A 17,856-nucleotide genomic window follows, 5' to 3' on the forward strand; every position below is an offset into this window, starting at 1 on the left:
AGCGGGTCAGCGGCGATGCCGGGTGGTCAGCGGCGGCGGGCGGGTCAGCGGCGGCGGGTGCTCGCGGTGTGCAGGGCGACGAGGGCGAGGGCCAGCAGGAGCAGCGCCGGGCCGAGCAGTTCCACCGAGGTGTTGCCGAGCAGCACCCCGATCCCGGCCGGGATCAGCGCCCCGCCCAGCCCGGCCGCGCCGATCTGGAGCCCGATGGTCCGGTCCGCGTGCGCCGGGCCGACCCGGTCGACGGTGGTGAGGGTGAGCAGCGGGAAGACCGGGGCGGCGGCGAAGCCGACGACGGCCAGCCCGGCCACGGCGAGCCAGGCCGGCCCGGGCAGCGCGATCAGCGCCGCGCCGGCCGCCATGCCGAGCAGGCTCGCCCGCAGCACCACCGGCGCACCCAGCCGCTCGGCCACCACCCCCTGCACCACCCGGCCCAGGAACAGGCTGCCCCAGTAACCGGACACGCACAGCCCGGCGACCGCCGCGCCCAGCCCTCTCCCCTCGGTGAGCAGCAGGAACGCCCAGAGCCCGGCGGCCACCTCGATCGCCACGTAGACGGCGAACGCCAGCGCGCCGAACCAGACCGCCGACAGGCGCAGCGTCTCGCGTACCCGCACCGGCGCGACCGCCACCGCGGCCGGCGCCCCGTCCGGGCCGGCGGCCGGCACCCGGACCTCCGCCGGCAGACCGCCCTCCCCCGGCGCGGCCGGCGCGGCGCCGGGGACCGGCGCACGGTCCCGCCACGCGCGTACGGTCAGCGCGAACGCCGCGGCCAGCACGAGCTGGGCGGCGGCCACCACCCCGTACCCCCACCGCCAGGACAGCCCGCCGCTGAGCGCCCCGGTCATGATCAGCGGCCCGATCGCCACGCCGAGGCCGAAGAAGGCGTGCATCCAGTTCATGTGCCGGGGACCGAAGGCGCCCGCCGCGTACGCGTTGAGCCCGGAGTCGATGGCGCCCGAGCCGAGCCCGAGCAGCAGCGCGCAGCCGACCATCAGGGCCAGCGCGGGGGTGGTGGCGTACCCGGTCAGGGCCAGGCTGGCCAGCAGCGTGCTGCCGGCCAGCAGCCGGCCGACCCCGAGCCGGGCCAGCGTGAAGCCGGCGAGCACGCTGGAGCTGAGGTACCCGACGGTGCCCGCGGTGAGCACCAGGCCGACCGCCTCGGTGGGCACGCCGAAATCCACCCGGATCGACGGCCAGCCGACCCCGATCAGGCCGTCGGGCAGGCCGAGGCTGACGAAGGCGAGGTAGGCCAGCAGGAGCAGGGCGGCGCGGGGTCGCGGGGTGGTGGGCACGGACGACAATCCTGCCCCAGCCGCCGGCGCCGGCCCGGGCCCTCCCCCGGCGGGTGCAGAATTACCGTCCGGACGGTCGGGAAAACGGACAGCTCATCCAGAATCGGCCGTTCGGCTGACGGCAAGCCCGGATCACCGCGTAAGACTTTCGGGATGCAACAGGGCTCCGGCATCCTCACCACGCGTCAGCGCCGCCTCGCCTGGCTGGGCTTCCTCCTCGCCGCCATCCAGGCGCCGGTCTCCGCCAAGCTGGTCTCAGACAGCTCCTGGCTGTTCAGCCTCTGCGTCGCGTTGATGGTGGCGACCGTGATCATCGCCGACGACGCCGCCCGGCGCCGGCCGGCCGACGCCCACTCCGGCGACTAGCCCGCGGCGCCCGGCCGCGCCTCGTGTCCGGGGCGGCCCTTGGTCCGGCGGCGTTCCTTCATCTCCGCCTCGTACAGGTGCCGCCGGCCGCCGACCAGCTGGTCGCGGGCCTGCCGGTCCAGGTCCCGGAAGAGCGCGTAGTAGCCGTCGTCGAAGTCCTCGACGATCTGGAAGGTCCACCGCCCGGCGATGACGTTGCGGCCGAGCAGGTCGGTGACGATCCGCTCGGCGATGTCGGGGTGCCCGGCGGCGCGGAACATCTCCACCGCGTCGTCCAGCATCAGGTCGGCGTGCCCGACCAGCTGGTGCAGCGAGTAGAGGTGGCCGCGGACCCGCTCCACGCACTCCAGCGCCTCGCTGAGCTTGCCGAGGGCGGCCACCGTCTCGTCGCTGACCCCGGCCGGCCGGCGGTGGGCCTCGTCGGGGCCGTCCGGCTGCTGTCCCATCCGTCCCTCCCTGGTATCGGTCGGCCCGCTCCGGGCGGTTCTCCTAGTGCCCCGCGAACGCCCGGTTAAGCCCCTCGGCCGGCACCGGCCGACCGGTGGAGGAACCGAGACCGCCCGAGCGGCCGAGGTCGCCGGGGCGGTCGGTTGGCTAGCCTCGTTCCCCATGCGTGTGCCGTCGAACCGGGTCGCCGCCCGTGCCGTCGTCGACTCGGCGCGGTCCACCCTCGCCGCCCTCACCGCCGCGATCGGCGCCGACGGCCTGGCCGCCGCGGCCGCCCGGCCGGGCCTGCTCGCCCTGGTCGACCAGCACGCCGCCGCGGTGCGGGACAGCCTGGCCGGCGACCGGCGGCCGCTGAGCGCCGCCGCGCTCGCCGGCTACGCCGAAGGGGTGCGCTCCGCCGCCCTGGAGCACGGCTGGCAGCCGCCGAGCGGGCCGGTGGACTGGTCCGAACCCGACTGGCCGCTCACCCGGCTGCTCGCGGTCTGCGCGCTGTCCAGCGCGCTCGGCAGGCCGGCCCCGGGTCCGCTCCCGGCGCTCTGAGCGGACGCCCGGGAGGGCGCCCGCCACCGGCGGACACCCTCCTCGGTGCGTACGGGCGCCGCTCAGCGACGGAACTGCTGCGTCTCGTCGCTCGCCGCGCCGGACTGGTAGGTGCCGCCGCCGGCCATCGACTGCTCGCGCATGGGCTGCGCCGCCCGGTCGGCCATCTGCCGCTCCGTGTCGCCACGACCGGCCGCCTGGGCCTGCCGGTGCGCCTGCACCGCCCGCGACTCCTCGGCCATCCGGTCCAGCCAGCGGTCCCAGCGGTTCTGCATCGGCCGCACCAGGCCACCGCCGACACCGATGATCAGGATGCCGGCCACGGTGGCGAGCACCGCGATCAGCACCGGCGTGGTGACCGTCGTGGCGATCCCCACCTGGTTGAGCGCGGCGATCACACCGAGCGCGATGACGAAGATCGCCGCCAGGTCGGCCAGGATCCGGCCGTACGACAGCCCGCCGAGCGCGCCGCTGACCAGGTCCCGGACGGCGTTGGCGATCGCGGCCGCCACCACCACGATGACGATCGCCACGAAGGCCCGCGGCAGCCAGGCGACCACGCCCGAGATCAGGTCACTGATCGCGTTCGGGCCCCAGACGCCGAAGGCGAACTGCAGGGTGAACAGCAACACGGCGTAGTACGCCAGCTTCGCCAGGATGTCACTGGCGTCGTACTTCGTGCGTTCCAGTGCGCGCTTGATGCCGCCGCGCTCGACGGCCCGGTCGAAGTTCACCCGTTCCAGTACCGTGTCCACGATCTTCAGGACGGCTCTGGCGATGAGCCATCCGACCACGAGGATCGCGATGAACGCGATGGCCCTCGGTATGAACAACAGCACCGACCTCCACATGTCGGCCACGGCATCGCCGATGTCGACCTGCCTGACCGCCAGGGTTTCCGGCATGATGTCCCTCCTGTCGCATGGTCTGCGCCGCGCGCTTACCCCGTCACTCACCCGGCACGCCGCGCCGGTCACCACGTTTTTCCCGACATGCCGCGGCAGACCGCCCCTGACCTGCATGAACAGGCATACGACGCGACGCGCGGCGGATGATCCGGAATGCCGGACCGGTGCTCGGGCTAGGCTGCGGTCATGCCAGGAACGGTCGGGCGCGTCCCCACGCCACCAGCGCCGGTCTCCGGGGCGCCGACCGCCCCGGGTGCCGCGACCGCCGTCCTCGGGCACCACTGGGCCGGCACCCCGCTGGGCGCGCCGGAGACCTGGGACCCGACCCTGCGCGCGGCGGTCGACGTGGTGCTGGCCTCCCCGGTGCCGATGGCCCTCATCCTCGGTGACGACTTCCTGCTGCTCTACAACGACGGCTACGCCGAGCTGATCGGCGACAAGCACCCGGAGGCGATCGGCCGGCCGGCCCCGGAGGTGTTCGCCGAGGTCTGGCGGGCCCCCGGCTTCGGCGACGCGGTCGAGCACACCTACCGCACCGGCGAGCCGTTCCTGGAGAAGGAGACCACCCTGCCGCTGCACCGCCGCGGCTCCGGGGTGGTCGAGCACGTCGTCTTCACCCGCGGCTATTCAGCGGTCCGCGACGGCGCCGGCCGGATCGTCGGGGTGCTCGCGGTGGCGGCGGAGACCACCCAGGTCACCCAGCAGTTGCAGAGCCTCAGCGACTTCTCCGCCGCGCTCGCCGGCACTCTCACCCTGGACGACGTGGCCCGGGTCGCGCTGCGCTACGCGATCACCTCGTTCGACGCCGACCTGGTCACCTTCGCCGTGGACGAGGGCGGGGGCGGCTGGCGGCTGGTCCGGCGCATCCGCGGGGAACTGCTGGACGAGGCCGACGAGCGGCTGCCGCCGCTGTGGCGGCGCACCCCGGCGGACTGGCCGGCACCGGTGGTGGCCGCGGCCCGCAGCGGGGTGCCGCACTTCACCGCCGACGGGCAGCCGCTGCGGGAGACCGCGGTGGACCGGCACGACCAGAAGATCCGGGCGCTGGCCACCGTGCCGCTGCGCGCCTCGGTGGTCCGCGGCGGCCTGGCGGTCGGCTACCAGGCGGCGCACAGCTGGTCGGCCGCCGAGCGCGCGCTGCTGGCGGCGGCCGCCGAGCTGGCCGGGCAGGCGGCCGAGCGGGCCCGCCGGTTCGAGACCCAGCACGGCACCGCCCAGCTGCTGCAACGCAGCATGCTCCCGGAGCACCTGCCGGACCTGCCCCGGCTGCGGATCGCCGCCCGGTACGACCCCGGAGTGGACGGCAACGCCGCCGGCGGGGACTTCTACGACGCCTTCCTGCTGCCCGGCGGTGAACTGGGCGTGGTGCTCGGCGACGTCGCCGGGCACGACGTGCAGGCCGCCGCCCGGATGGGGCAGGTACGGGCCGCGCTGCGCGCGCTGGCGCTCAGCGACCCCCGGCCGGACGCCGTGCTGGCCGGGCTCGACCGGCTGGTCACCAGCCTGGGCGCCGAGGCCGGCACGCACGAGCTCTTCGTGACGGTGGTGCTCGGGGTGGTCGACGCCGACCGGCAGCGGCTCACCCTGGCCAGCGCCGGCCACCCGGCCCCGCTGATCCGGCGCTGCCCCCCGAACGGCGAGCCGCTCGCCGAGTACGTGGAGGTGCCCACCGGCGCCCCGCTCGGGCTGGGCTCCCGGCCGGCCACCACCACCGTGCGCTTCGCGCCCGGCGACACCCTCCTGCTGTTCAGCGACGGCGTGGTGGAACGGCGGCGGCAGGGCCTGGCCACCGGCCTGGGCTCGCTGGCCGAGGCGGTGGCCGGCGCGGGCAGCGGGGACCCGCGGGCGCTGTGCGCGGTGGCCAGCGCGGCGGTGCCCGGCGCCACCGAGGACGACGTCGCGGTGCTCGCCGTGGAGCACGCGCTGCGGCCGAGCCGGTCGGCGAGCATGGAGGTGCCGGCGGAGCCGACCGCGCCGAGCCGGGTGCGGCACTGGATGACCGGGCAGCTCACCGAGTGGCAGGTGGCGGAGTCGGTGATCGGCGCGGCGGTGCTCTGCACCAGCGAGCTGACCACCAACGCGCTGCTGCACGCCGGCACCGCCGCCCGGGTGGAGATCGACCTCAGCCCGGAGCGGCTGCTGGTGTCGGTCGCCGACTCCGGCACCCGGGGCACCGTCACCCGGGCGCAGACCGACACGTTGAGCAGCCGGGGGCGCGGGCTCGGGTTGATCGAGGAGCTCAGCGACGCCTGGGGGACGGACCCGACCGTACGCGGGTCGACCGTCTGGTTCGAGATCCTGCTGCCGTCCGACTGACGCCCGGGGGCGTCGGCCGGGCCCGGAGAGGGTAGGAGGCGACTCATGCCTACCGACAACCCCGCCGGTGTCCTCTTCGACGTCGACGGCACCCTGGTCGACACCACCTACCTGCACACCGTGAGCTGGTGGGAGGCGCTGCGCCAGGACGACCGGCCGGTGCCGATGGCGACCATCCACCGGGCCATCGGGATGGGCTCGGACAAGCTGCTCGACCACCTGCTCGGCCCGGAACGCGACCGGGACGCCGACGGCCGGCTGCGCGACGCCCACGACACCCTGTACGGCGAGTACTGGGAGCGGCTCCAGCCGCTGCCGCGCGCCGCCGACCTGCTGCGCGCCTGCGCCGAGCACGGGCTGCGGGTGGTGCTCGCCACCTCGGCCGCCGAACACGAGGTGGGCGCCCTGCGCCGGGCGCTGGCCGCGGACGACGTGATCGACACCGTCACCTCGTCGGCGGACGCCCGGCAGAGCAAGCCGGCGCCGGACATCCTGGTCGCCGCGCTGGAGCAGTCCGGCCTGGACGCCGCCCGGGTGGTCTTCGTCGGCGACTCGGTCTGGGACGTCGCCGCCGCCGGCAAGCTGGACATCCCGTGCGTGGGGCTGACCTGCGGCGGCACCAGCCGGGGTGAGCTGGCCGGGGCCGGCGCGGTCGCCGTCTACGAGGACCCGGCGGCGCTGCTGGCGGCGCTGCCCGACTCGCCCGTGCTCGCCCGGAGGTGACCATCACGCCGTACCGGCGCGGCGGGGAGGAATACCGGCGCCCCCGGCGGGGCATGGACTGACACCACCTGCCCGTGCAGCGCGGGCGCGGCGAAGGGTGGTGGTCGTGGAGCCGGTGGACGTCGCGTTCGCGGTGGTCGGTGTCGGTGCGCTGCTGGCGGGGGTGTTGCCCCGGGCGCTGGAACACCGGCCGCTCTCCATGCCGATCGCGTTCCTGGCGCTGGGCATGCTGGTCTTCCTGCTCCCCACCGGCCTGCCCGACCCCGACCCGCTGCTGCACAAGGAGATCGCCACCCACCTCACCGAGATCGGCGTGATCGTCGCGCTGATGGGCGCCGGCCTGAAGATCGACCGGCCGCTGAGCTGGCGGCGGTGGTCGTCGACCTGGCGGCTGCTGGCGATCGCGATGCCGCTGTGCATCGCGGCGGTGGCCCTGCTCGGCTGGTGGTGGGCCGGCCTGGTGCCGGCCACCGCGCTGCTGCTCGGCGCGGCCCTCGCTCCCACCGACCCGGTGCTCGCCTCGGACGTGCAGGTCGGCGAGCCGACCGACGTGGAGGACTCCGAGGACGAGGTGCGCTTCGCGCTCACCTCCGAGGCCGGGCTCAACGACGGCCTGGCCTTCCCGTTCGTCTACGCGGCGATCGCCATCGCCGCCGCCGGCCTCGCCCCGGCCGACTGGCTGGGCCGGTGGCTCGCCGTCGACGTGCTCTACAAGGTCGCGGTCGGGGTGCTCGGCGGTTGGCTGATCGGCTGGCTGCTGGGCAAGCTCTTCTTCCGGGCGCCCAGCCACTTCCGGCTGGCCCGGCACGCCGAGGGCTTCCTCGCGCTGGCCGCCACCTTCCTGGCGTACGGGCTGGTGGAACTGGCCGGCGGGTACGGCTTCCTGGCGGTGTTCGTGGCCGCCCGGGCGATCCGGGCCGCCGAGCGCACCCACGAGTTCCACTCCGTGCTGCACGACTTCGCCGAGCAGGTCGAGCGGCTGCTGACCGTACTGCTGCTGCTGCTCTTCGGCGGCGCGGTGGTGGGTGGCCTGCTGGCCCCGCTGACCTGGCCGGCCGCCGCGGTCGGGCTCGCCCTGGTCTTCCTGGTCCGGCCGCTGGTGGGGTGGCTGTCGCTGCGCGGCGCGCCCGGCCGCCCGGCCGAGCACTGGGTGATCGCGCTGTTCGGCATCCGCGGCGTCGGCTCCCTCTTCTACCTGGCGTACGCCACCACCGCGGCGGACTTCCCGCAGGCCGACCTGGTCTGGGCGACCACCGGGCTGGTGGTGATCGTCTCCGTGGTGGTGCACGGCGTCGCGGCCACCCCGGTGATGCGGCTGCTGGACCGGGCGGGCGAGCGCACCGGAGACCCGGGGGAGCGGGCGGCCGAGCCGGTCGCGAACACCGCCCCGGCCTGACCCGGCCGCGACCCGCCGGGCCGGGGCTCAGCTGAGCCGCTCGACCAGCGCCCGGCCCAGGTCACGGCCGGACCGCCAGGCGCTCTGCACCCGGGGCGGGCCGAACGCGTCCCCGGCCAGCCCGACGCCGTCGGCGTCGAGGTGGTACGTCCCCGCCGGGCGGGCGGTCGGCTTGGCGTACGTCCAGCGGTGCACGTGCACCAGCTCCGCCGGCTCGGGCAGCCCGAGCAGGTCCCGGACGGCCTCCTCGACGGCCGGCCCGGCGGCGGTGGGCTGAGCCAGGTGACCGGCGGCGAACCCGGGCGTGGTGTGCGCGACCAGCACCGGAGCGTCGTCGCCGCGCCGGTCGCCGTCGTCGCAGACCAGGCCGAGCACCGGGTGGTCGTTGACGAACGCGCCCCGGAACCGGGGCCACCGGCGCGCCGGGAAGCGCAGCACCGCGGCGAGCGACGGCGACCAGCGCTGCGCCTGGGTGGCCCGGGTGGCCGCGGTGAGCGCCGGGTCGAGCAGCAGGGCGGCCTGCGGGCCGGGCATGGCCAGCGCCACCGCGGCGCAGGGCGTCCCGTCGACCACCGGCCCCGGTTCGACGCCGAGCACCAGCCGGTCCACCGTCACGGGCAGCTCGCGGGCCAGGTGTTCGACCAGGGACCGCAGCCCGCGCGGCGCGGCCCAGCGCATCGGGCCCGGCACCTCCCGGCGACCGTCCGCGCCGTACGCCACGAAGGTGTCGGTCCACTCCCGGACCAGGCCGGCGGCCCGCCACCGGTCGACCACCGCGGCGAAGTCGGGGTCGCTGACGGTCAGGTACGCCGCGCCGGTGTCCGCCGGCCGGCCGTCGAAGCGCCGGCTCGCCATCCGGCCGCCCGGCACCCGGGCACGTTCCCGGATCTGGACCGGGACACTTGCGCGGTGCAGCTCAGCGGCGCAGGCCACCCCGGCGATCCCGGCGCCGACCACCACCACCCGCGCCCGGTCCGCCGTCACCCGGTGATCGTATGCGCCCGACGGGCCTCCCCCGGCAGGCGACGCTCGGCGGGTCCCGCCCGGCGGGTCCCGCCCGGCGGGTCAAGCCGGCGGGTCGCGGCCGGCGGCGAAACCGGGCGGTCGCTCGCATGAATCGCCGCCGGTCCGGGTATTGGAACGCCTGTTCGAAGGAAGGTGGAGATCATGACGGACCGCAGCAACGACCAGCCGGACCCGCGGGGCGCGATCAAGGACCCGGACGAGTGGGTCACCGGCGAGGAGCCGCCGACCGCGGCCCAGGAGTCCTACCTGTCCACACTGGCCCGGGAGGCCGACGCGGAGGTGCCGGAGGGGTTGACCAAGGCGGAGGCCTCGAAGCGGATCGACGAACTCCAGGCGGAGACCGGCCGGGGCCGGTGAGCCGTCACCGCGGTGGCAGGCGGTGCAGCTCGACCTCGTCGAGCCGCCCCGCCGCCACCCGGGCGGTCAGGTAGGTGGCGTACGGCTGGGCTCGGCGGTCGGTCGGCGACCCCGGGTTGAGCAGCCGCAGCCCGCCCGGGGCCACGGTGTCCCAGGGGATGTGCGAGTGCCCGAAGACCAGCAGGTCGCAGTCGGGGAACCGGGCGGCGCACCGCTGTTCGCGCCGGTCGCGCGGGCCGGTCTCGTGCACCACCGCCACCCGCAGCCCGGCCAGCTCCACCCGGGCGATCTCGGGCAGCCGGGCACGCAGCGGCGGACCGTCGTTGTTGCCGTACACCCCGACCAGCCGGCGGGACCGGGCCAGCATCGCGTCCAGCAGCGCCTCGTCCACCCAGTCGCCGGCGTGCAGCACCACGTCGGCGGCGTCGATCGCCGCCCAGAGGGGTGTCGGGAGGTCCTTCGCGCGCTTCGGCACGTGGGTGTCGGCGGTGATGACCAGGCGCATGACCGCATTGTCCCGGCTCGCCGGCGATCCCGCCGGGAGCGCGCGGGCAACCGGGTCTTCACACGGCGGCAATCAGCCCGTAGGTTGACGACCATCCATGGGAGCGCTTCCAGCGGCGCTCGTCGATCTACCCCGGGAGAGAGAACATGAGAAGCAGACCGGCGATCGCCGCGGCCGCCGCCGCGCTCACCGTCGCCGCCACCGTCGGCATCCTCCGGGCCCCGGCGGCGTCCGCGGCCGACTCGACCTTCTACGTCGACCCGGCCACCGCCGCGGCGGCCTGGGTCGCGGCCAACCCGGGCGACCCGCGCGCGGCGGTGATCCGGGACCGGATCGCGAACGTGCCACAGGGTCGCTGGTTCACCCGGACCAACACCTCGACCGTGCGCGGCGAGGTGGACGCCCTGGTCGGCGCGGCGGCCGCCGCCGGCAAGGTGCCGATCCTGGTGGTCTACAACATCCCGAACCGGGACTGCAGCGGGGCGAGCGGCGGCGGCGCCCCGGACCACGCCAGCTACCGGCAGTGGGTCGACCAGGTGGCGGCCGGGCTGGCCGGCCGCCCGGCCACCATCGTGCTGGAGCCGGACGTGCTGCCGCTGATGACCAACTGCCAGACCGCCGCCCAGCAGGCCGAGACGATGGCCTCGATGGCGTACGCCGGCAAGCGGCTCAAGGCCGCCTCGGCCGCCGCCCGGGTCTACTTCGACACCGGCCACTCGGCCTGGCTCTCCCCCAGCGAGGCGGCCGCCCGGCTCACCGGCGCGGACATCGCCAACAGCGCCGACGGCATCTCGCTCAACGTCTCCAACTACCGCCGCACCGCCGACGAGGTCGCGTACGCCAAGGCGGTCATCGCGGCCACCGGGGTGTCCCGGCTCAAGGCGGTCATCGACACCAGCCGCAACGGCAACGGCCCGGCCGGCTCGGAGTGGTGCGACCCGGCGGGCCGGGCGATCGGCACGCCGAGCACCACCGCCACCGGCGACCCGGCGATCGACGCGTTCCTCTGGGTGAAGCTGCCCGGCGAGGCCGACGGCTGCATCGCCCCGGCCGGCCAGTTCGTGCCGCAGCGGGCGTACGACCTGGCCATCGCCGCCGGACCCACCACCGCACCGCCCACCACCACGCCACCCACCACCACGCCGCCGAGCACCCCTCCCCCGACCACGACCCCGCCGACCACCCCGCCGGCCGGTGGCTGCGCCGTGACGTACACGCCGAACTCCTGGCCCGGCGGGTTCACCGCCGAGCTGCGGCTGACCAACCACGGCGCCGCCCGAACCGGCTGGACGCTCACCTTCACCGTCGGCACCGGGGTGCGGCTGAGCAACGGCTGGAACGGCGAGTGGAGCCAGTCCGGCGATCGGCTCACCGTCCGCAACGCCGCCTGGAACGCCAGCCTGCCCGCCGGCGGCACGGTCACCCTCGGCTTCCAGGGCACGTACTCCGGCGGCACGCTGCCCGCGCCGGGCGGCTTCGCGCTCGACGGCACCGCCTGCTCCTGACCGCTCGCCGCACGCCGGCCGGGCCCGCCACCGGGCCCGGCCGGCCCCGCCCGTACCGCACGGCCGGTCCCGCCCCGGCACCCCCTGACGGCTGGTCCGCACGTTCGGGTGCATCCGTTGTCGCTGGAACGACAACGGATGCACCCGGTCCGCTCACCGGACCCGGCGTCCGGGCCCCCGCCGCACTCCGTGACCGGGTCGGCGTTACCGGCGCTGGCTGCGGGGAACGTAGCGGGCTGACGAAGGAGGACGCTCATGACCAATCCGACCTCGGCCTGGCGTCCCGGGATGCCGGGCGGTGACACCCTGCCCACCGGGCCGGCGGGCCGGCTGGCGGCGCCCAGCGGCGACGGACACGGGCCGGAGACGGGCCCACCCACCGTGACGATCGGCTCGTATCCGGACTATCCGTCCGCCCAGCGGGTGGTGGACTACCTGGCGGACAACCGGTTCCCGGTGGAGCACACCGCCATCGTGGGCACCAACCTCACCCTGGTCGAGACGGTGCTGGGCCGGATGACCACCGGCCGGGCCGCGCTGGTCGGCGCCGGCACCGGGGCCTGGTTCGGGCTGTTCATCGGGCTGCTCTTCGGCATCTTCACGGTGGGCAACTGGCTCGCGGTGATCCTGGTCGGGCTGGTGATCGGGGCCATCTGGGGCGCGGTCTTCGGCGCGGTGGCGCACGCGATGACCGGCGGCCAGCGGGACTTCACCTCGGCCAGTTCCCTGCGCGCGGGCCAGTACGCGGTCATCGTCGACGTCCAGTTCGCCGAGCAGGCCCGGCAGTTGCTGGGCCGGATGCACCTGACCGGGGGACGCCAGCAACCGGCCACCTGATCGCCCCACGGACGACACCGACGGCCCCGGGACACACCCCGGGGCCGTCGCCGTGTGTCGAACCGGCGGGCAACGTGCCGAGCGGGCGGGTCAGGGGCCGGTGGCCCAGCCGGCGAGGACGGCCGGCCCGCCGCGCCCTCCCGAGCCAGTTCTTCAAAGCTGCACTAACGAGTCTTCGCGACCCATCGACCCACCACTGCCTTCCACCTGAGGGCACTAGTCAAAATTTGAAAGAGTGCTACTCTGGTGGCGTGACCGAGAGCCTGGACCGCACCCGCCTCGCCGCCTGGCGGGCGTACATCGAGGCCAGCCAGCGGCTGTTCACCCAGCTGGAGGACGACCTGCGCGCCGACAGCGAGTTGAGCTTCGCCGACTACCACGTGCTGGTGCTGCTCTCCGAGGCGCCGGGGCAGCGACTGCGGATGGGCGACCTGGCCAGCCGGCTGGTCTTCTCGCCGAGCCGGCTGACGTACCAGATCTCGTCCATGCAGAAGCGCGGCCTGGTGGCCCGGCAGCCCTGTCCGGACGACCGGCGCGGCAGCGAGGCGGTGCTCACCGCCGCCGGGCTGCTCACCCTGCGCGAGGCCGCCCCGCACCACCTGAAGTCCGTCCGCACCCACCTGATGGACGACCTCGACGACGCCGAGGTCGCCTGCCTCACCCGGGTCTTCGATCGGCTCGGCCGGCGCCTGCGCGCCGGACGCGACGCGTCGACCACTCCCGGCGACAGCGACAGTTAAGGAGACCCGCGATGCCCGCCATCACCGTCGACAACGTGCTCGTCCTGCCCCGCCTGCCCCGGCTCGACGACTCCACCACCTTCCGGCCGGTCCGCCGGCTGACCACCGCGCCCAGCGGCTACGAGGGCGAGGGCTTCCCGGTCCGCCGGGCCTTCGCCGGGGTGCCGCTGAGCGAGCTGGACCCGTTCATCCACCTCGACCAGATGGGCGAGGTCGACTACGCCCCGGGCGAGCCGAAGGGCACGCCGTGGCACCCGCACCGCGGCTTCGAGACGGTGACGTACATCATCGACGGCGTCTTCGACCACCAGGACTCGCACGGTGGCGGCGGCACCATCACCGACGGCGACACCCAGTGGATGACCGCCGGCAGCGGGCTGCTGCACATCGAGGCTCCGCCGGAGCACCTGGTGGTCAGCGGCGGGCTGTTCCACGGCACCCAGCTCTGGGTCAACCTGCCCCGGGTGGCCAAGATGATCCCGCCCAAGTACCAGGACATCCGCGGCCGGGAAGCCGCCCTGCTGACCACGCCCGACGGCGGCGCGCTGATCCGGGTGATCGCGGGCGAGATCGCCGGCCACCGGGGGCCGGGCGCCACGCACACCCCGATCGCCGTCACGCACGTGACGGTCGAGCCGGGGGCGCGGGTCGACCTGCCCTGGCGGCCGGACTTCAACGCCCTGGTCTACGTGCTGGCCGGACGCGGCACGGTCGGCACGGACGCCCGCCCGGTGCACACCGGCCAACTGGCCGTGCACGGGCCGGGCGACGCGCTCCGGTTCACCGCGGACGCCCGGCAGGACAGCCACACCCCGGCGCTGGAGCTCTACATCATGGGCGGCGAGCCGATCCGGGAGCCGGTGGCGCACTACGGCCCGTTCGTGATGAACACCCGGGACGAGTTGATCCAGGCGGTCGAGGACTTCCAGGCCGGCCGGCTCGGCGTCATCCCGGCGCAGCGGCTGCCGCACACCGGGGGCCAGGGCCCCCGGCCCTGACCCCGCCGCTCGACTGAGCGCCCCGGCCCAGGCCGGGGCGCTCAGCGCCGTCGAGGGGTGTCCCGGGATCAGGACACGGCGAATATGCCGGCGACGCCGAGGATCACCATCACCAACACGGCCACCAGCGCCCCCCGCTCGCTCTCCACCGCCTGCTCGCGGTACTCGGTCGCGGAGTTCGTCGTCTCGCCGGGCATGGTGGGGCCTCCTCGGTGGTTTCGCGTCGTTTCGTCTCGGTGTGCCGGGGGCGGCCACCGGTCAGCACCGCGCTGCCGGCGTGCGGACCTCCGGCGGGGGTCCTACCGTGAGGACGTCGTCGACCTCGGGAGGGCTGGAGCGGTGACGCTGCGCGACTGGTTCCTCACCGCGCCGGAACGCGCCAACCCGGTGTCTGAGTTACCCGTCTGGACCAGTGGAAACCTTGCCGAGCCGTTGATTCACGGCGCGGCGTACTTCGACCGGCTGGTCGACGAGGTGGAGGCGCTCGACGCCGGCGACCACCTCTTCTTCACCGACTGGCGGGGCGACCCCGACCAGCGGCTGCGCCCGGACGGCCCGACCGTGGCCCAGCTGTTCGCCGGGGCCGCCCAGCGCGGGGTGGTCGTGAAGGGGCTGATCTGGCGGTCCCACCTCGACGCGCTGGCGTACAGCGAGGAGGAGAACCGCAACCTCAGCGAGGCGATCTCCGCGGCCGGCGGCGAGGTGCTGCTGGACCAGCGGGTCCGCCGGGGCGGGTCACACCACCAGAAGCTGGTGGTGCTCCGGCACCCCGGCGCGCCCGAGCGGGACGTGGCGTTCGCCGGCGGGATCGACCTGTGCCACAGCCGGCGGGACGACCTGGCGCACCGCGGCGACCCGCAGGCGGTACGGATGTCGGCCCGCTACGGCGACCGGCCGCCCTGGCACGACGTGCAGCTCGCGGTCCGCGGCCCGGCGGTCGGGGCGCTGGACCGGGTGTTCCGCGAGCGGTGGACCGACCCGATGCCGCTGGACTCGGAGAACCCGATGGCCTACCTGCGGGACCGGCTGCGCGGGGCGGACCTGCGCCCCGACCCGCTGCCCGAGCAGCCGGCCGACCCTCCGCCGCGCGGCCCGCACCACATCCAGGTGCTGCGCACCTACCCCGCCGTGCGGCCCCGGTACTCGTTCGCCCCGGACGGGGAGCGGACGGTGGCCCGCGGCTACACCAAGGCGGTCCACCGCGCCCGCCGGCTGATCTACCTGGAGGACCAGTACCTCTGGTCGCGCGAGGTGGCCGAGCTGTTCGCCGGGGCGCTGCGCGACAACCCGGACCTGCACCTGGTGGCGGTGGTGCCGCGGTACCCCGATGTGGACGGCCGGCTGGCGCTGCCGCCGAACACGGTCGGTCGGGAGCAGGCGCTGTCGCTGTGCGAGCGGGCCGCCCCGGACCGGGTGCACGTCTTCGACGTGGAGAACCACGCCGGCGTGCCGGTGTACGTGCACGCCAAGGTCTGCGTGGTCGACGACGTCTGGGCCAGCGTGGGCAGCGACAACTTCAACCGCCGGTCCTGGACGCACGACAGCGAGCTGTCCTGCGCGGTGCTCGACGAGACGCGCGACGAGCGGGCCCCGACCGACCCGGCCGGGCGGGGCGACGGGGCCCGGTTCTTCGCCCGCGAGCTGCGGTTGCGGCTGTGGCGTGAGCACCTGGACCGCGACCCGGACGGCGGCGAGGACGCCGACCTGCTCGACCCGGCCGACGCGGTCGCCGCGATCACCGCCGCCGCCGAGGCGCTCCAGCGGTGGTACGACGGCGGCCGGGTGGGCCCCCGCCCGCCGGGCCGGCTGCGCCCGCACCGCCCGGAGCGGCTGCGCTGGTACACCCGCGCCTGGGCGCTGCCCGCGTACCGGCTGGTCTACGACCCGGACGGCAGGCCGCTGCGGGCGCGGCGGGCCGGCACCTGGTGAGCCGCCGGCGTGCGCTCGCCGCCGCGCTGCGGCTTCACCCGCTCCGCCGGTACGCCGACCGGCCCGGCGTGACCGCCCGGGTGGACGGTGAAGCCGCCGGGATAGGCGAACGAGGCGCGCGGCGCGTAGAAGCCGAAGCCGATGGTGAGCGGGTTCGCCGGGCGGAGCGCGTAGGTGGAGTGCCCGGGTTCGAGGAACTCCACCGACTCGATCAGGAACGGGGTGACCGGCTCGGCGACGTACGGGTACACCGAGCTGAGCAGTTGGCCGTCGCGGGCGGTGAGGTAACGGTGGTGCCCGCTGCTGATCACGCTGCCGGTCTCCCCCACCTGGCAGCGGGCCCGGATCACCGGCACCCCGTCGATCTCCGTCTCGGCGACCAGGCGGCCGCCGTGCACCTCGATGGTGGTCCGGCCGAGCGAGGTCGGGGCGCCCCGGGCGACCGCGTACTCGCGCACCCGGCGGCTGGAGGTGACGTAGTGGGTCCACCAGCCGCCGGCGTTCTCGCCGCCGGGGGCGTCCACCCCGCTCAGTGACACGCCGAGGTAGGTCAGCGAGTACGCCCCGAAGCCGGAGGTCTGGCTGTCGTCCTCGACCACGTACTGGTTCATGAAGACCTGCCGGTCCGGCTGCGCGCGCAGCCCCGGCGGCAGCAACGCGGCGACCGCGTCCGGATCGGCCGGCAGCCAGCTGAAGTAGAGCGTACGGCTGTTCACCACGAGCTGGGGAGCGGCTGGATCGAGCACGACGCCTCCGAACCGGACGATGTACAGGCGACGCTAGGCCGGTCCCGTCGATGGGACAAGGGCAGAAAGTCGACAATCCTGCCGACCTGTCGGATTCCCGGATGCCCGGTCGGCGGGTTCCGGGTGGGCCGGGCGGTCACGGGTGGCGGATGTCCGGGCGGCGGCGCGTCGGCCGTCCGAACCGGTAATCACTCTCACAATCATCCCTGATTCTGTCCGGTTCGCGCCCTTGATGACGGAAAATAACTTAAGTACATCGTACTTTCGGCTAGCTTTGGCCAAGCCGATCAGGCTAAGGTGAGTCGCGAACGGCCCATCTGAAGCTAAACCAAAGCGTCACGTCTCATATCCGCGGACGAGGTGCAGGGAGGACCACCCATGACCGCGCCAACGATCAGCGAGCAGGCGACGAGCGCACCGACGACCGAGAAGCTCGACCCGCGAGCGCTCACCGACAGCGCCGCCGACCTGCTGAACGCGATGGCCGCACTGCCCGCCAACCACCCGTCGCGCGCCGCGCTGCGCGACCGGGCTATCGAGGCCTGGTTGCCGCTGGCCAACCACCTCGCCCACCGCTACAGCGGGCGCGGCGAGCCCACCGACGACCTGGCGCAGACCGCCGCCGTCGGCCTCATCAAGGCCATCGACAAGTTCGACCCGTCCCGTGGCGTCGACTTCGCCGGCTACGCGATCCCCACCATCATCGGCGAGCTCAAGCGGCACTTCCGCGACCGCACCTGGGACATCCGGGTGCCGCGCCGCCTGCAGGAGCTGCGGCTGGCCATCTCCGACGCGAACAGCACGCTGCTGCAGACCCTCGGCCGCTCGCCGACGGTCGCCGACATCGCCGCCCACCTGAAGATCACCGAGGAAGAGGTGCTGGAGGGCCTGGAGGGCGCCCGCGCCTACAACGCGGTGTCGCTGTCCACCCCGACCGGCGACGGCGACCGCGCCACCGAACTGGGCGACATGCTCGGCGGCGAGGACGGCGAGTTCGAGCTGGCCGAGCTGCGGGTGGCCCTCGGCCCGGCGCTCGCCACCCTCGACGAGCGCGAGCAGAAGATCCTCACCCTGCGCTTCTACGGCAACCTGACCCAGTCGCAGATCGCCGAGCAGATCGGCGTCTCCCAGATGCACGTTTCCCGGCTGCTGGCTCGGGCGCTGACCAAGCTGCGTGGGCAGCTCGACGGCACCTACTGACGCCGGTGGTGGACGGTGGCCGGGT

The 17,856-nt window shown here is 74.8% G+C and carries 19 protein-coding genes; 12 read left to right on the forward strand and 7 right to left on the reverse strand.

The genetic code is table 11. The features are described 5' to 3' along the window. Positions 1–44: 44 nt before the first annotated feature. Entirely contained in the window at positions 45–1,292 is a 1,248-nt protein-coding gene (locus SM577_RS25910) for an MFS transporter (RefSeq protein ID WP_474588198.1), read from the reverse strand. A 153-nt stretch (positions 1,293–1,445) separates the two neighbouring features. Here SM577_RS25910 and SM577_RS25915 point away from each other — a divergent pair, with 153 nt between their 5' ends. Continuing rightward, positions 1,446–1,658, forward strand: coding sequence for a hypothetical protein (locus SM577_RS25915; protein WP_302922931.1), 213 nt, complete (start codon positions 1,446–1,448; stop codon positions 1,656–1,658). On the opposite strand, the gene SM577_RS25920 is transcribed toward SM577_RS25915, so the two are convergent. Further along, positions 1,655–2,104, reverse strand: a complete 450-nt coding sequence (locus tag SM577_RS25920) for a hypothetical protein (RefSeq protein ID WP_302922930.1) — start codon at positions 2,102–2,104, stop codon at positions 1,655–1,657. The two genes, SM577_RS25915 and SM577_RS25920, sit on opposite strands and share 4 nt — an antisense overlap. 163 nt (positions 2,105–2,267) lie before the next feature. Between SM577_RS25920 and SM577_RS25925 the strand changes: the two genes are divergently transcribed. Next, entirely contained in the window at positions 2,268–2,645 is a 378-nt protein-coding gene (locus tag SM577_RS25925; protein WP_302922929.1) for a DUF6401 family natural product biosynthesis protein, read from the forward strand. A gap of 62 nt (positions 2,646–2,707) precedes the next feature. On the opposite strand, the gene SM577_RS25930 is transcribed toward SM577_RS25925, so the two are convergent. Continuing rightward, on the reverse strand, positions 2,708–3,550 hold the full coding sequence (locus SM577_RS25930) for a mechanosensitive ion channel family protein (protein WP_302922952.1): 843 nt from the start codon (positions 3,548–3,550) through the stop codon (positions 2,708–2,710). Positions 3,551–3,739: 189 nt separating this feature from the next. On the opposite strand from SM577_RS25930, the gene SM577_RS25935 reads away from it, so the two are divergent. From SM577_RS25935 to SM577_RS25945, 3 genes are all read left to right on the forward strand, one after another. Next, positions 3,740–5,869 (forward strand): ATP-binding SpoIIE family protein phosphatase, encoded by a 2,130-nt coding sequence (locus tag SM577_RS25935; protein WP_302922928.1) that lies wholly within the window; start codon positions 3,740–3,742, stop codon positions 5,867–5,869. A gap of 45 nt (positions 5,870–5,914) precedes the next feature. Further along, positions 5,915–6,592, forward strand: a complete 678-nt coding sequence (locus SM577_RS25940; RefSeq protein WP_474581825.1) for an HAD family hydrolase — start codon at positions 5,915–5,917, stop codon at positions 6,590–6,592. Between the two features lie 106 nt (positions 6,593–6,698). Then, positions 6,699–7,988, forward strand: coding sequence for a cation:proton antiporter (locus SM577_RS25945; RefSeq protein ID WP_474588199.1), 1,290 nt, complete (start codon positions 6,699–6,701; stop codon positions 7,986–7,988). A 27-nt stretch (positions 7,989–8,015) separates the two neighbouring features. On the opposite strand, the gene SM577_RS25950 is transcribed toward SM577_RS25945, so the two are convergent. Continuing rightward, positions 8,016–8,951 (reverse strand): NAD(P)/FAD-dependent oxidoreductase, encoded by a 936-nt coding sequence (locus SM577_RS25950; protein WP_474581836.1) that lies wholly within the window; start codon positions 8,949–8,951, stop codon positions 8,016–8,018. A 204-nt stretch (positions 8,952–9,155) separates the two neighbouring features. On the opposite strand from SM577_RS25950, the gene SM577_RS25955 reads away from it, so the two are divergent. Next, positions 9,156–9,371 (forward strand): DUF3072 domain-containing protein, encoded by a 216-nt coding sequence (locus SM577_RS25955; RefSeq protein WP_302922925.1) that lies wholly within the window; start codon positions 9,156–9,158, stop codon positions 9,369–9,371. Between the two features lie 4 nt (positions 9,372–9,375). On the opposite strand, the gene SM577_RS25960 is transcribed toward SM577_RS25955, so the two are convergent. Further along, positions 9,376–9,876, reverse strand: a complete 501-nt coding sequence (locus tag SM577_RS25960; protein WP_302922924.1) for a metallophosphoesterase family protein — start codon at positions 9,874–9,876, stop codon at positions 9,376–9,378. A gap of 146 nt (positions 9,877–10,022) precedes the next feature. On the opposite strand from SM577_RS25960, the gene SM577_RS25965 reads away from it, so the two are divergent. The 4 genes from SM577_RS25965 (at position 10,023) to SM577_RS25980 (ending at position 13,956) form a co-directional block, all read left to right on the forward strand. Then, positions 10,023–11,381 carry a glycoside hydrolase family 6 protein gene (locus SM577_RS25965; protein WP_302922923.1) on the forward strand — a complete coding sequence of 453 codons (1,359 nt, stop codon included), beginning with the start codon at positions 10,023–10,025 and terminating at the stop codon, positions 11,379–11,381. A gap of 255 nt (positions 11,382–11,636) precedes the next feature. Next, positions 11,637–12,218 (forward strand): general stress protein, encoded by a 582-nt coding sequence (locus SM577_RS25970; RefSeq protein WP_302922922.1) that lies wholly within the window; start codon positions 11,637–11,639, stop codon positions 12,216–12,218. 251 nt (positions 12,219–12,469) lie between these two features. Further along, a complete protein-coding gene (locus tag SM577_RS25975) occupies positions 12,470–12,958 on the forward strand; it encodes a MarR family winged helix-turn-helix transcriptional regulator (RefSeq protein WP_474588200.1) in 489 nt (162 codons plus the stop codon). Between the two features lie 11 nt (positions 12,959–12,969). Continuing rightward, positions 12,970–13,956: a pirin family protein gene (locus tag SM577_RS25980; protein ID WP_302922920.1), complete on the forward strand. Its 987-nt coding sequence runs from the start codon at positions 12,970–12,972 to the stop codon at positions 13,954–13,956. 68 nt (positions 13,957–14,024) lie between these two features. On the opposite strand, the gene SM577_RS25985 is transcribed toward SM577_RS25980, so the two are convergent. Beyond that, positions 14,025–14,153, reverse strand: a complete 129-nt coding sequence (locus SM577_RS25985) for a hypothetical protein (protein ID WP_302922919.1) — start codon at positions 14,151–14,153, stop codon at positions 14,025–14,027. A gap of 142 nt (positions 14,154–14,295) precedes the next feature. On the opposite strand from SM577_RS25985, the gene SM577_RS25990 reads away from it, so the two are divergent. Further along, on the forward strand, positions 14,296–15,885 hold the full coding sequence (locus SM577_RS25990) for a phospholipase D family protein (RefSeq protein ID WP_302922918.1): 1,590 nt from the start codon (positions 14,296–14,298) through the stop codon (positions 15,883–15,885). Here the strand turns inward: SM577_RS25990 and SM577_RS25995 are convergent. After that, entirely contained in the window at positions 15,834–16,631 is a 798-nt protein-coding gene (locus tag SM577_RS25995; RefSeq protein ID WP_302922917.1) for an acetoacetate decarboxylase family protein, read from the reverse strand. The genes SM577_RS25990 and SM577_RS25995 overlap by 52 nt on opposite strands. Before the next feature lie 378 nt (positions 16,632–17,009). Here SM577_RS25995 and SM577_RS26000 point away from each other — a divergent pair, with 378 nt between their 5' ends. After that, positions 17,010–17,831 carry a SigB/SigF/SigG family RNA polymerase sigma factor gene (locus tag SM577_RS26000; protein WP_088994961.1) on the forward strand — a complete coding sequence of 274 codons (822 nt, stop codon included), beginning with the start codon at positions 17,010–17,012 and terminating at the stop codon, positions 17,829–17,831. Positions 17,832–17,856: the final 25 nt, after the last annotated feature.

It is taken from the genome of Micromonospora desertarenae (genome assembly GCF_056150265.1).

Excerpts from the sequence above, each read along its gene's own strand:
- SM577_RS25955 (WP_302922925.1), top strand. The coding sequence starts at position 9,156 with ATGACGGACCGCAGCAACGACCAGCCGGACCCGCGGGGCGCGATCAAG.
- SM577_RS25960 (WP_302922924.1), bottom strand. The coding sequence starts at position 9,876 with ATGCGCCTGGTCATCACCGCCGACACCCACGTGCCGAAGCGCGCGAAG.
- SM577_RS25915 (WP_302922931.1), top strand. The coding sequence starts at position 1,446 with ATGCAACAGGGCTCCGGCATCCTCACCACGCGTCAGCGCCGCCTCGCC.
- SM577_RS25970 (WP_302922922.1), top strand. The coding sequence starts at position 11,637 with ATGACCAATCCGACCTCGGCCTGGCGTCCCGGGATGCCGGGCGGTGAC.
- SM577_RS25965 (WP_302922923.1), top strand. The coding sequence starts at position 10,023 with ATGAGAAGCAGACCGGCGATCGCCGCGGCCGCCGCCGCGCTCACCGTC.
- SM577_RS25930 (WP_302922952.1), bottom strand. The coding sequence starts at position 3,550 with ATGCCGGAAACCCTGGCGGTCAGGCAGGTCGACATCGGCGATGCCGTG.
- SM577_RS25935 (WP_302922928.1), top strand. The coding sequence starts at position 3,740 with ATGCCAGGAACGGTCGGGCGCGTCCCCACGCCACCAGCGCCGGTCTCC.
- SM577_RS25920 (WP_302922930.1), bottom strand. The coding sequence starts at position 2,104 with ATGGGACAGCAGCCGGACGGCCCCGACGAGGCCCACCGCCGGCCGGCC.
- SM577_RS25925 (WP_302922929.1), top strand. The coding sequence starts at position 2,268 with ATGCGTGTGCCGTCGAACCGGGTCGCCGCCCGTGCCGTCGTCGACTCG.
- SM577_RS25940 (WP_474581825.1), top strand. The coding sequence starts at position 5,915 with ATGCCTACCGACAACCCCGCCGGTGTCCTCTTCGACGTCGACGGCACC.
- SM577_RS25980 (WP_302922920.1), top strand. The coding sequence starts at position 12,970 with ATGCCCGCCATCACCGTCGACAACGTGCTCGTCCTGCCCCGCCTGCCC.
- SM577_RS25985 (WP_302922919.1), bottom strand. The coding sequence starts at position 14,153 with ATGCCCGGCGAGACGACGAACTCCGCGACCGAGTACCGCGAGCAGGCG.
- SM577_RS26000 (WP_088994961.1), top strand. The coding sequence starts at position 17,010 with ATGACCGCGCCAACGATCAGCGAGCAGGCGACGAGCGCACCGACGACC.